The organism is Enterobacter sp. SA197 (assembly GCF_054131575.1).
In genome coordinates, this window is record NZ_CP096393.1 from 1,105,939 (window position 1) to 1,119,191 (window position 13,253).

Sequence of the window (13,253 nt, forward strand, 5' to 3'; positions counted from 1 at the left end):
CGGCGATCGTCACACCGCCGGGTACATGCGTCATTTCTCTACCGCAAAAACCTTATCCAGCTTGCTGTACCCCAGCCCGTTGATTTTTCGCACTTTGATCTGCACCGGGATCCGCTCCTTCATGGCCTCGACGTGGCTGATGACCCCAATGGTCTTCCCGGTCGCGTTCAGCGCATCGAGGGCATCCAGTGCCGTATCCAGCGTTTCGCTGTCGAGGGTGCCAAAACCTTCATCAAGGAACAGCGAATCGATACGGGTTTTATGACTGACCAGGTCCGAGAGCGCCAGCGCCAGCGCCAGACTGACAAGAAAACTTTCCCCGCCGGAAAGCGTTCGTGTATCACGCACTGCATCTGCCTGCCAGGTATCGATCACCTCCAGTTCGAGGGCTTCACTCGCTTTACGTTTAAGCAGATAACGTCCATGCAGGCGGTTAAGCTGGTTATTGGCGAGCCAGACCAGGTTATCAAGCGTTAACCCCTGGGCGAACTTACGGAATTTATCGCCATCCCTGGAGCCGATAAGCTGGGAAAGATGGCTCCAGTCCTCGCAGCGGGCCGAGATGTGATGGATCTCCTGCATCAGCGACTGCAGGCGCTGGCGATTATCCGCATCCTGTTTGATCTGCTGGCGAAGCGCGCCCTGACGGGTAGTGTTTTCGCGAAGCTCACCGGCAAGCACCGTCTGCGCCTGCTGACTTTTCTCCCTGGTGGCGTCCTCATCCAGTCCGGCGGGTGGCCGGGCAGTATGCATATCCAGAGCCTGAGCGGCGCTGGAGACCAGCGTCCGGGTTTGCTGAAGGTCGCTCTCCAGCCGCTGGCGTAACTGCTCCAGCCGCAGACGCTCGGCATCATCCAGCAGGGCGGCAAGGAACGACTGCTCATCAACAAACTCACTGTCTGCCAGCGCACCGGCAAACTGTTTTTCCAGCGCGCTCAGGCGCTCTGCTTCCTGGGCGAGTTGCTGTTGCAGGGTCTGCCACTGGCTTTGCAGTGAGACGCACTCGTTATGCACCTGCTGCCAGTTCTCCAGCGGGGCGGTCGTAGTGGCGTCGTCGCAGGCCTCGTCCGGCAGCGTATCGATAACCGGCGCGAGTCGGGCAATATTTTCATGCAGGGCGGTAAACGCCGCCTGTTTCTCCTGCCATTCTTCCGCTTCCCGGGTGCGTTCGGCCAGCCATGCTGTTGCTTCTCCTTCAGCTGGCAGGGTCAGCCCCAGTGGCTCCAGCAAGGCTGCCAGCGTGGCGCGACGGGCATCCGCGCTCTCCTGATACTGTGCCACCTGCTGACGAAGCTCGTTTATCTGAGTCTGTAACGACTGGCGCTGACCGAGCTGATAGAGCTGATGTTCATACGCATCCTGCGCGGCCTGCCAACTGGTAAGATCGTGCCGGGGCGGCATGTCAATGTTCAGCGCCGCGCAGAGGGTTGCCCACTCCTCACGCAGCGTCTGCTCATCCTGCTGCAAAATTTTGGCTTCACGCTCCTCTTTTTCATACCGCTCCGCCAGTCCCTTGAGGCGTTCGCTGAGGGCCACGCCCTCTTCCTTTATTGTGCGGACTTCACTGTCCAGCGCATCGCGGCGAGCCTGATTGACGCCTGGCACAATGGCCTGATAGTCGGCAATAGCCGGGTGGCTGGTCGAGCCGCAAAGCGGGCAGGGAGTATCGGGCTGCAGCCGGGCACGTTCATTTTCCAGACGATGGATACGTTCCTCAAGTTCGCAAAGGGTACGAATGTCGGTCAGGAGCTGATTTTTTTCTTTATATTGCGCCCGTTTTTGCGCCAGTTCTTCCTCATACTTTTTACGCTGCGCATCCAGTTCAGTAAGGCTTTGCTGCCGCCGGGAGAGATGGTTTTGCAATGGTGCAAAGCGGGCGTGAAGCGCGTGCAGACGCTGGCGCAATGGGCGCTGTTGTGCGCTGTGTGACATCGCAGCAGCCACCTCTTCCGCGGTCATTTCCAGCGAAACAGTCGTCAGCGTGCGTAACTTCTCTTCATTTTGCGTGAGTCGGGATTGCAGGGCCTGCCAGGGTTTTTTATCCTCTTCCTGCTGACTGAGCATGGCGCGCCAGCCTGCCAGCTCATTCTGCCAGCGCTGGAAACGGGCGTTATCGGCAAGCCAGGTTTTTAGGGATATCTGGGATGCCATTAACTGTGCATGCTGGTGCACCGCTGTCGCGCGAATGCGCCCACGCAGCGTGCGACTGGCATGTAAGCGAGTGTTCACTTCTTCGCTCTGACGATGGCCGTTTTGCCACTGCAGACGCTGTTCCTGAAGGCGAGACCAGACCGGTTGTAGCGCCAGCGCGGGCTGGGCGCGGCTGAGCAGGGCCAGTTGAGGCTGGGCATCGGTGTAAGCCTGGGTAGCCTGCGCGTTTGCAGCCTGCGCCCGATGCAGATCGGTTTGCAATTCATGGCTGCGGTTAAGCCAGTTCAGCTGCGTCTGCGCGGCCTGCTGTCTCGTCAGCAGACGCGCTTCCTCGTCAGTGAGCGCCTGCAAACCTGTGGTGAGCGCCTGACGTTGCTCCTCATTGAGCAGCACAACGCCTTCGGCCTGTGCCTGGTACTTTTCCAGTTCCGTTCTGGCGAGTTTGTGTTTTTCAAACACGCTCGCGGAAATCTGCCCGTAAATCTCAGTGCCCGTCAGTTCTTCCAGCAACTCCGCCCGCTCTTTGGGTCTGGCGTTGAGAAACGCAGCAAATTGCCCCTGCGAAAGCAGCATTGAACGGGTAAAGCGGCCATAGTCCAGACCGGTCAGGGAGGCGGTGAGCTCCAGCTTGTCTTTGACTTTATCGGCGAGGATCCGGCCATCAGCACATTGCGCCAGCTCGACACGCGGCACCTGCAAATTACCGTCCGGCTGATTGCGGGCACGGGTCTGGCTCCAGAAAGCGCGATAGGCTATGCCTTTCACCTCAAATTCCACTTCCGCAAGACAGTCAGCGGTGTCACGGGTCATCAAGTCATTCTGCGACTGTGAAACGTTATTCAGGCGCGGTGTTTCGTGATACAGCGCGAGACAAATGGCATCCAGCAGAGTGGTTTTCCCGGCCCCCGTCGCCCCGGTAATGGCAAACAACCCATTGCTGGCAAAAGGCTCGGCGGTGAAATCAATCTTCCACTCCCCTTTCAGGGAGTTGAGGTTTTTCAGGCGCAGGCTAAGAATTTTCATGCATCATGCTCCTGATGTAATTCATGCAGTGTTTCGCTAAACAGCGCCTGTAATCTGCTCTGCTGCGATGCATCAAGCTCTTCCAGTGCCAGGCGACGGGCAAAGACATCCTCAACGTTCAGTTCGCTCAGCGTTTCGCGTAGCTCGCCTGCGAGAATGCGATCCCTCTGTTCCCGACTGCGGCGGACCAGCAGCACCTCGACGGGCAATTCGGCCGTCAGCTGTTGAATTTTGCGCTGCATATCGCCGAGGTAGTCGTCGGTGGCAATTTCAATATCAAGCCAGACAGGACGCGCAGCATCATGATGCCGCCACTGTTCAAGCTGCTGCCGGATGGCATCAAGATCGCCCTTGATGACGCCAAGTGACTGAGTCACTGGTACTTCCAGGGGAGTCACCTCGCTCAGTGTTCCCTCGCTGAAGGTCACCAGATTGACATATTTGTTTTTGCCGGTTTCATCAAAGCTGAGGGCGATAGGGGATCCGCAGTAACGGATATGCTCATGTCCGCCAATTTTTTGTGGCCGGTGAATATGGCCTAATGCGATGTAATCGGCAGGGGGGAAATTCTGTGCGGGGAAGGCGTCAAGGGTACCTATGTAGATCTCGCGCACGGCATCGCTCTTGCTGGCCCCGACGGTGGTGAGATGGCCGCTGGCAATAATGGGAATGGCTTTATCACCGCGAAGTACGCAGGCTGCATCATGTTGTTGCTGATAATAATCGGTAATGGCCCTTAACAGCTGCTGCTGCTTTTGCTGCCCCGATAGCCCTGCCTGGCTGGTGACGATATCGCGCGGACGTAAAAACGGTACCGGGCAGAACACCGCACCAGGCGTACCATCGCGCAGCGGTAAATAGAATGGGGCGCTTCCCGCACTGGCCACGACGGTGGTTTTCAGCCAGGCCAGAATATCTTTTGATTCATTGAGGGTGGCAACTGAATCGTGATTACCTGCCAGCACCACCAGCCGGCAGCCGGTACTCTGCAGCTTCACCACAAACTGGTTGTAGAGTTCGCGCGCATAACTGGGGGGCGAGCCGGTATCAAAGATGTCACCTGCGACAATAATCGCGTCGACCTGATGTTCTTCCGCGGTGATCAGGAGCCAGGAGAGAAAAGCGTCGTGCTCTGCGGCACGGCTTTTACTGTAAAAGTTCTGACCGAGGTGCCAGTCCGAGGTATGAATGATGCGCATAGCGGTTCCGTGGCAAAAAAGCGTAAACGGGATTATAACATTCAAGGGCCTATGAGCCGCCAGCGAAAGCGCTTAGCTGCTGTCATATAACGAAATGATGCGTCATCTGTTGGTCATTTGTTTCATAAATCTGTCACAAAAGTGACGCATACTGGCGCCGCGATTGACTGATGACTTTAATTAAACAGGGCAAATTATGGCAAGACGCATTCTGGTCGTAGAAGATGAAGCTCCCATTCGTGAGATGGTCTGTTTCGTGCTTGAGCAAAACGGCTTTCAACCTGTCGAAGCGGAAGATTATGACAGCGCGGTGAACCAACTGAATGAACCCTGGCCAGACCTGATTTTGCTGGACTGGATGTTGCCAGGCGGCTCTGGCATCCAGTTTATTAAACACCTCAAGCGTGAGGCCATGACCCGGGAAATACCGGTGATGATGCTGACCGCGCGTGGCGAAGAAGAAGACCGTGTGCGTGGCCTGGAAACCGGTGCCGACGATTACATCACCAAACCCTTTTCCCCTAAAGAGCTGGTCGCGCGTATCAAAGCGGTCATGCGCCGTATCTCGCCGATGGCGGTAGAAGAAGTTATCGAAATGCAGGGGCTGAGCCTCGACCCGAGTTCGCATCGCGTGATGACCGGTGAAAATCCGCTGGACATGGGGCCGACGGAGTTTAAGCTGTTGCACTTCTTTATGACCCATCCCGAACGCGTCTACAGCCGCGAGCAACTGCTCAACCACGTCTGGGGTACCAATGTGTACGTAGAAGATCGCACGGTGGACGTGCATATTCGCCGCTTGCGAAAAGCGCTGGAAACCAGCGGCCACGATCGTATGGTGCAGACCGTTCGCGGCACGGGTTATCGGTTCTCGACCCGTTTCTGAAATCTGACAGGAGTGTGACGCGTGCTCGAACGGCTGTCATGGAAAAGGCTGGTACTCGAACTCATCCTATGTTGTCTACCTGCTGCGCTGCTTGGCGCATTCTTCGGTTATCTGCCCTGGTTTTTACTGGTGGCCGTTACCGGCTTACTGGCCTGGCATTTCTGGAATTTAATGCGTCTGTCCTGGTGGTTATGGGTCGATAAAAGCATGACCCCGCCGCCGGGCACCGGAAGCTGGGAGCCACTGCTTTATGGTCTGCATCAGATGCAGATGCGTAATAAAAAACGGCGCCGTGAGCTGGGTAATCTCATTAAGCGTTTTCGCAGCGGTGCGGAGTCATTACCGGATGCCGTGGTGCTCACCACGGAGGAAGGCGCCATTTTTTGGTGTAACGGTCTTGCCCAACAGCTTCTCAATTTACGCTGGCCGGATGATAACGGGCAAAACATCCTCAACCTCCTGCGTTACCCGGAATTTACCCGCTATTACAAAGCAAAACAGTTCGATCGCCCATTGAACCTGGTGCTGAACAATGGCCGTCATCTCGAAATGCGCATGATGCCTTACAGCGAGCAGCAGCTGCTGATGGTGGCGCGTGATGTAACGCAGATGCATCAGCTTGAAGGGGCGCGACGTAATTTCTTTGCTAACGTCAGCCATGAACTGCGCACGCCGTTAACGGTTTTACAGGGCTATCTGGAAATGATGCAGGAGCAGACGCTGGAAGGGCTGCCGCGTGAAAAAGCGCTGCATACCATGCGGGAGCAAACCTCGCGGATGGAAGGTCTGGTAAAGCAATTGCTAACGCTTTCAAAAATCGAAGCCGCGCCAATTACGCCGCCCAATGAAATCATTGATGTGCCGATGATGCTACGGGTGGTAGAGAGAGAAGCGCAAACCTTAAGCCACAATAAGCACGAACTGGAATTTGTGGTCGATGGCGCCCTCAAAGTGCTGGGCAACGATGAGCAACTGCGAAGTGCAATATCAAACCTGGTTTATAACGCGGTGAACCACACGCCGCCTGGTACACATATTACGGTGCGCTGGCATCGGGTGGCGCAGGGCGCGCAGTTTAGTGTGGAAGATACCGGGCCGGGAATTGCCGCTGAGCACATTCCACGCCTGACGGAGCGGTTTTACCGTGTGGATAAAGCCCGTTCCCGACAGACCGGCGGCAGTGGTCTGGGTCTGGCGATTGTGAAGCATGCGGTCAGCCACCACGACAGCAAACTCGCCATTGAAAGTACGCCGGGTAAAGGCACTCGCTTTAGCTTTACGCTGCCGGAACGACTGGTGAAGAACGCAGGCTGACACTAAGGTGTCAGCTTTTCTTTCCATTCCTCTCTGCGGGGGTTCATTTTTCACTCCCCCTTTCCATCTATTCATCCACAGAATATGGCTTCGCTGCTTTTTTGTTCGCATGATTAGCCATCCGTTTTTCTTATATACAGCATCATCCTCTGGACTTTTTTTTAGATCTGGAATAACCATCTGGTTTTGCGATCCCTTATTGCCTTTAAACGTTATAAGCGTTTAAATTGCGCCCCGGTGGTCGTCAGACCCACTGTATTTGCGTGGTAAATCGAAAAACTATTCTCCGCCACGTGATGAGGGAAGTATTTCCCGCTTCGTTTCAGGACCTTGCCGCTGTAATGTTCCGCACGACAAGGCGAAAATTTCAACATTTGCATCACCACATCCACAGGCAGTAAACGTTTATGACCCATCATTTAAAACCACGAGACATTGTTGCTCTGGGCTTTATGACCTTTGCGTTGTTTGTCGGCGCAGGCAATATCATTTTTCCTCCCATGGTCGGTTTGCAGGCAGGCGAGCACGTCTGGACTGCATCAATTGGCTTTTTGATTACTGCCGTAGGTCTGCCGGTGCTGACCGTGATAGCGCTGGCCAAAGTCGGCGGCGGAGTGGACAGCCTCAGCACGCCTATCGGTAAAGTTGCGGGCGTACTGCTGGCGACGGTGTGCTATCTGGCCGTTGGGCCATTGTTTGCCACGCCGCGCACGGCGACCGTCTCGTTTGAAGTCGGCATTGCACCGCTGACCGGTGAAGGCCCTCTGCCTTTGCTTATCTACAGCGTTATCTATTTTGCGCTGGTGATTCTGGTGTCGCTCTATCCGGGCAAGCTGCTGGATACCGTAGGTAACTTCCTGGCACCGCTGAAAATTATTGCGCTGGTGATCCTCTCTGTTGCGGCGATTGTCTGGCCGGCAGGCCCGATCAGCCACGCGATGGAGGCATACCAGCATGCGGCCTTCTCCAATGGCTTCGTCAATGGTTACCTGACGATGGACACCCTGGGGGCAATGGTATTCGGTATTGTGATTGTTAACGCCGCCCGTTCTCGCGGTGTCACCGAAGCGCGTCTGTTGACCCGTTATACCGTCTGGGCTGGTCTGATGGCCGGTGTGGGCCTGACGCTGCTCTATCTGGCCCTGTTCCGCCTGGGTTCAGATAGCTCTTCACTGGTGGATCAGTCTGCTAACGGCGCAGCCATTCTGCATGCCTATGTTGCTCACACCTTTGGTGGCGCAGGTAGCTTCCTGCTGGCGGCGCTGATCTTTATTGCCTGCCTGGTAACGGCAGTTGGCCTCACCTGTGCCTGCGCGGAGTTCTTTGCTCAGTACCTGCCGCTCTCCTATCGCGCGCTGGTGTTTATCCTCGGTATCTTCTCAATGGCGGTGTCGAATCTGGGTCTGAGCCATCTGATTCAGATCTCTATTCCGGTACTGACAATGATCTATCCGCCCTGTATCGTCCTCGTCGTGTTGAGCTTCACCCGCTCGTGGTGGCATAATTCGTCCCGCGTCATTGCTCCGGCGATGTTTATCAGCCTGCTGTTTGGCGTGCTGGACGGCATTAAAGCTTCTGCATTCAGCGATATGCTGCCGGCCTGGACCCAGCGTTTGCCGTTGGCAGAGCAGGGACTCGCCTGGTTGATGCCAACGCTGGTGATGGTGGTTCTGGCCGCAGGCTGGGATCGTGCAGCCGGTCGTCGGGTGACCTCCTCCGCACATTAATCAGCGCGGCATGGTTTGCTAACCACGGGACTTCTGGTCCCGTGGTTTTTTGTTTTTTTAAATCCTGGAACGGGAAACGATGGAAAGTACGAACAAACTAAAGCGAGGGTTGAGTACCCGACACATCCGCTTTATGGCCCTTGGGTCGGCGATTGGCACCGGGCTGTTTTACGGCTCGGCAGATGCTATCAAGATGGCGGGGCCGAGCGTCCTGCTGGCTTACATGATTGGTGGCGTCGCAGCCTATATCATCATGCGCGCGCTGGGCGAGATGTCCGTGCACAATCCTTCCGCCAGTTCGTTCTCCCGTTATGCCCAGGAAAACCTGGGGCCGCTGGCCGGTTATATCACCGGCTGGACCTACTGCTTTGAAATTCTGATTGTTGCCATCGCTGATGTGACGGCCTTTGGGATTTATATGGGAGTCTGGTTCCCGACGGTGCCGCACTGGATATGGGTACTTAGCGTGGTGCTTATCATCTGCGCCATCAACCTGATGAGTGTCAAAGTGTTCGGCGAGCTGGAATTCTGGTTCTCCTTCTTCAAAGTCGCCACCATTATCATCATGATTGCTGCCGGATTTGGCATCATCATCTGGGGTATCGGGAACGGCGGTCAGCCCACCGGGATCAGCAATTTGTGGACTAACGGCGGCTTCTTCAGCAATGGCTGGATGGGCATGGTGATGTCGCTGCAGATGGTCATGTTTGCCTACGGCGGCATTGAGATCATCGGTATCACCGCCGGCGAAGCGAAAGACCCGGAGAAGTCCATTCCCCGCGCCATTAACTCCGTGCCGATGCGTATTCTGGTGTTCTATGTCGGCACACTGTTTGTGATCATGTCTATTTACCCGTGGAACCAGGTGGGCACTAACGGGAGCCCCTTTGTGCTGACTTTCCAGCATCTCGGCATTACCTTTGCTGCCAGTATCCTGAACTTCGTGGTACTGACCGCATCGCTGTCGGCCATTAACAGCGATGTCTTTGGCGTGGGGCGTATGCTGCACGGCATGGCAGAGCAGGGCAGTGCGCCGAAAATCTTCGCTAAAACATCGAGCAAGGGCATTCCTTGGGTGACGGTACTGGTGATGACGCTGGCGCTGCTGTCGGCGGTATATCTCAATTACATCATGCCGGAAAATGTCTTCCTGGTGATCGCCTCGCTGGCAACCTTTGCCACCGTCTGGGTCTGGATAATGATCCTGCTTTCGCAGGTGGCCTTCCGCCGCCGTCTCTCTGCCGATGAAGTTAACGCCCTGAAATTTAAAGTCCCCGGCGGCGTGGCGACCACGATAGCGGGTCTGCTTTTCCTGGTCTTTATTATCGCGCTGATTGGCTGGCACCCGGAGACGCGCATCTCGCTGTACGTGGGTTGCGCCTGGATTGTACTGTTGCTGGTTGGCTGGATGTTTGTACGCAAGAAGCTCGCATAGCATGCGATCCCATGCCCGGTGCGCCTGTTCGCGCCGGGCATAGAGAGTAAAGAGTTAACACGACGGTGAGGGGCCACCTCATGTCCCTGCTTTGCCACTTACCTTACCTTTCCTGAACTTACTGCGTGCCTGACCTGTGCACCAGCAGGCTCCTGTCTGCGAACGACGGTTATGCCTCGCGCTCTGCGCCCTGGCCCTCACCCCCATAAAAAAACAGAAAAGATGAGTCTGCAAGACTACATTTGTGCAAGAGTGACGCCATTTTTGACGAAGGGGAAAGTCGATGTTGCATGCCTGGCATTTGCCTGTTGCGCCGTTTGTGAAGCAGAACAAAGATCAACTGGTCATTACCCTCTGGCTCACCGGAAATACACTCCCGGCCCGCGTCACACTTCGGGCAGATGTTGATAACGAAGAGACATCATTCATCATGCGCCGGGTGCGTATCGCCCCGAAACCGGGCGTAACGGCGTGGCGGGCAACCCTCTCACTGGAGAGTGGTCAGCCACGTCGCCGCTACAGCTTTAAGCTGCTGTGGGAGGACCGCCAGATGTGGTTCGGCCCGCAGGGGCTGACGCGCTTCCCGCCGGCACGACTGGAACAGTTTGCAGTGGACTGCCCGGATTTGGGGCCGCAGTGGGTGGCAGAACAGGTATTTTATCAGATCTTTCCGGATCGTTTTGCCCGCAGCGAGAAGGGCAACGATCAGCACGATAAGGTCTATTTTCACCATGCGGCGAAACAGGAGATTGTGCTTCGTGAGTGGGATGAGCCGCTGACGGGAGAAGCCGGAGGATCCACCTTTTATGGCGGCTGCCTTGAAGGCATCAGCGAAAAGCTGCCTTATCTGCGCAAACTCGGAGTGACCGCACTCTACCTTAACCCCATTTTTGTTGCCCCCAGTGTGCATAAGTACGATACGGAAGATTACCGTAGGGTCGACCCGCGCTTTGGTGGCGATCAGGCGCTGCTTCGTCTGCGCCGCAATACCCACAAACTCGGGATGCGGCTGGTGCTGGACGGCGTGTTTAACCACAGCGGCGACTCTCACGCCTGGTTTGACCGGCATAACCGGGGCACTACCGGGGCATGCCATAACCCGGCCTCGACCTGGCGTGAGTGGTACAGTTTCCACGAGGATGGCCGCGCCCGCGACTGGCTCGGCTACCCCAGTCTGCCCAAGCTGGATTATCAGGCGCAAACGCTGGTAGAGGAAATTTATCAGGGTGAAGACAGTATTGTTCGCCACTGGCTGAAAGCCCCGTGGAACATGGATGGCTGGCGACTGGATGTGGTGCATATGCTCGGTGAAGCAGGGGGGGCGCGCAACAATTTGCAGCATGTTGCGGGCATTACCAGAGCGGCGAAAGAGACGCAGCCGCAGGCCTATATTGTGGGTGAGCATTTTGGTGACGCACGGCAGTGGCTACAGGCGGATGTGGAAGATGCCGCCATGAACTACCGGGGATTCACCTTTCCGGTCTGGGCGTTCCTTGCCAGTACCGACATCTCTATGGATCCGCAACGCATCGATGCCCAGACCTGCATGGCATGGATGGATAACTACCGGGCCGGGCTCTCCCATGAGCAGCAGATTCGCATGTTCAATCAGCTCGACAGCCATGATACGCCGCGTTTCAAAACCGTACTGGGTAAAGAGGTGGCGCGCCTGCCGCTGGCGGTGATCTGGCTGTTTACCTGGCCTGGCGTACCCTGCATCTATTATGGTGATGAAGTGGGGCTGGACGGCGCGAACGATCCTTTCTGCCGCAAACCTTTCCCCTGGGACAAAGCAAAGCAGGATAGTGTCCTGCTGGCCTTATACCAACGCATGACGAAGCTTCGGCGGCGAAGCCAGGCGCTGTGTTACGGAGGGTGTCAGGTCGTGTACGCAGAGGAGAATGTGGTGGTATTCCTTCGTCTCTGGCAGCAGGAAAGGGTGCTGGTTGCCATCAACCGGGGCGAACCCTGTGAGGTTGTGCTGGCTGACTCTCCACTGTTAGATGCCAGAAGCTGGCACGGTAAAGAGGGCAAAGGCACGCTGACCGATGGGGTGTTGTCACTTCCCGCGGTGTCGGCAACCGTCTGGCAGGGGAATTAATCACTATGGCCTTAACCAGGCCATATTTATTTCTTGAATAGAACAATCAATTATATTTTCATCAGTGATGAAAATAGCGGGGGTTCACTATTGTTAATACTTTAATCTGCATTTTATGCCGCCAGCGACGTATACTCTCCTTCCCTTGAGGATGTTATATGTTCAATTAAAAGGATTTTGAACGGCATGGAGGCTGTTAATGCTAAAGCATTTATTTTTATTCCTTATTTTAATTTCCAATGTGGCCTTTGCGAATACCGTAGCCTGTTCTGCAGACAGCGGTTTACCCGAAAGAACGATTCATGTGCCGCTCGGCGATATTAAAGCTTCAGCTTCAATGTCGCTGTACAATCAACCGATCTACATTGCCCTCTATACCTACCGTGCGTATTTCATTGGCAATACTACGCTGAACTGTAGTTCATCAAACGGGCAGCCTGTCCCTGCTTCGCGCCAGGTGTATATTTCACCGCCAACAGAAGCAACCCACGGTGTGGCTATTAATTCAGCTGGATATCCGAGTTATGTTTTTCCAACCTCAGTTCGTGGCATTGGTGTTTCATTCGATTATTCTTCCGGCGCATCGGGGATCCCTGATAAATCAGCCTCATTAACCCTGGCCCCCTCTTTTGATATTAATCAGGGTTATTCCGGTGTTGACAGAGTTGATATTACTTTGTGGGCAACGCCAGAGTTTAAAAATAATAATAATGCTGACGGCAGGTATCAGCTAAATGATTCATTTACGTTTACCCATGCCATAACTTTAAACAATGGCGGTGATAATTTTAGTTCAGTGCCTTATCCGGACTCCTCCATTGCTAATGGCTGGGCAATGAATCGCGTTAAGCTGAATCTCAACGGGGTCATGGAAGTGCAAAATGGCACCTGCAATTTTCAGAGCAAAACGGTGCCGATGGGCAATCATCCAGTGGAGAGTGGTGCGCAACCTTCAGCATGGCGGGATGCCAGCTTTACGGTAACCTGCCCCGCAGCCTGGGGGCGGGGAGCGATTGCTGACTATAACGATAGTCATGGCTATATCGGAACCGCGGAAAAATTCAATGAATGGGGATTTAGCGTCATGGTCATCCCGCGAACGGACGTTATCGACAATAGCAGAGGCATTATAGGATTAAAAAATGGCGGTGCTTCGGGGTACGGTATCCAGCTTGCCTGGGGAAAACCCTCGGCACAACTCACCTCGGGCGAGCCTGCTAATCCGGTCGCATTCAACGCCTTAATCTATGGCATGTTTATCCCTGATATTGGTTTTCCCATGTTTGATTTTGGCGCAACGCCACAGCAGGAATTTGCGCTTTCGGCTCGCTATGTTCGATTACCCGTCGGGGTGGCTGCACCCGGCGCTGCCGACGCCAGTATTGAGGTGATTGTCACCTACCTTTAAGCCATACTG

8 protein-coding genes are annotated in these 13,253 nt (G+C 55.1%); 6 read left to right on the forward strand and 2 right to left on the reverse strand.

All coding sequences use genetic code 11. From position 1 onward, the window contains the following. Positions 1-30: 30 nt before the first annotated feature. Together sbcC and sbcD are read right to left on the reverse strand one after the other, a co-directional pair. Positions 31-3,174 (reverse strand): exonuclease subunit SbcC, encoded by a 3,144-nt coding sequence (sbcC, locus tag M1D91_RS05000; RefSeq protein WP_437433798.1) that lies wholly within the window; start codon positions 3,172-3,174, stop codon positions 31-33. After that, positions 3,171-4,373 carry an exonuclease subunit SbcD gene (gene sbcD, locus M1D91_RS05005; RefSeq protein ID WP_437433797.1) on the reverse strand — a complete coding sequence of 401 codons (1,203 nt, stop codon included), beginning with the start codon at positions 4,371-4,373 and terminating at the stop codon, positions 3,171-3,173. The genes sbcC and sbcD overlap by 4 nt, the downstream gene beginning before the upstream one ends. Before the next feature lie 196 nt (positions 4,374-4,569). Between sbcD and phoB the strand changes: the two genes are divergently transcribed. The 6 genes from phoB to M1D91_RS05035 all read left to right on the forward strand — a co-directional run bounded on the left by phoB (position 4,570) and on the right by M1D91_RS05035 (position 13,244). Further along, positions 4,570-5,259 carry a phosphate response regulator transcription factor PhoB gene (gene phoB, locus M1D91_RS05010; protein WP_437433796.1) on the forward strand — a complete coding sequence of 230 codons (690 nt, stop codon included), beginning with the start codon at positions 4,570-4,572 and terminating at the stop codon, positions 5,257-5,259. Positions 5,260-5,280: 21 nt separating this feature from the next. Continuing rightward, complete coding sequence (gene phoR / locus M1D91_RS05015; protein ID WP_437433795.1) at positions 5,281-6,573, forward strand: phosphate regulon sensor histidine kinase PhoR; 1,293 nt, start codon at positions 5,281-5,283, stop codon at positions 6,571-6,573. Positions 6,574-6,980: 407 nt separating this feature from the next. Continuing rightward, on the forward strand, positions 6,981-8,300 hold the full coding sequence (brnQ, locus tag M1D91_RS05020; protein WP_437433794.1) for a branched-chain amino acid transporter carrier protein BrnQ: 1,320 nt from the start codon (positions 6,981-6,983) through the stop codon (positions 8,298-8,300). Positions 8,301-8,379: 79 nt separating this feature from the next. Beyond that, positions 8,380-9,735, forward strand: coding sequence for a proline-specific permease ProY (gene proY / locus M1D91_RS05025; RefSeq protein WP_437433793.1), 1,356 nt, complete (start codon positions 8,380-8,382; stop codon positions 9,733-9,735). Between the two features lie 283 nt (positions 9,736-10,018). Then, the gene (malZ, locus tag M1D91_RS05030; protein WP_437433792.1) at positions 10,019-11,836 is read left to right on the forward strand and encodes a maltodextrin glucosidase; all 1,818 of its coding nucleotides are present in this window, start codon (positions 10,019-10,021) and stop codon (positions 11,834-11,836) included. 199 nt (positions 11,837-12,035) lie between these two features. Then, a complete protein-coding gene (locus M1D91_RS05035) occupies positions 12,036-13,244 on the forward strand; it encodes a hypothetical protein (RefSeq protein WP_437433791.1) in 1,209 nt (402 codons plus the stop codon). Positions 13,245-13,253 lie beyond the last annotated feature (9 nt).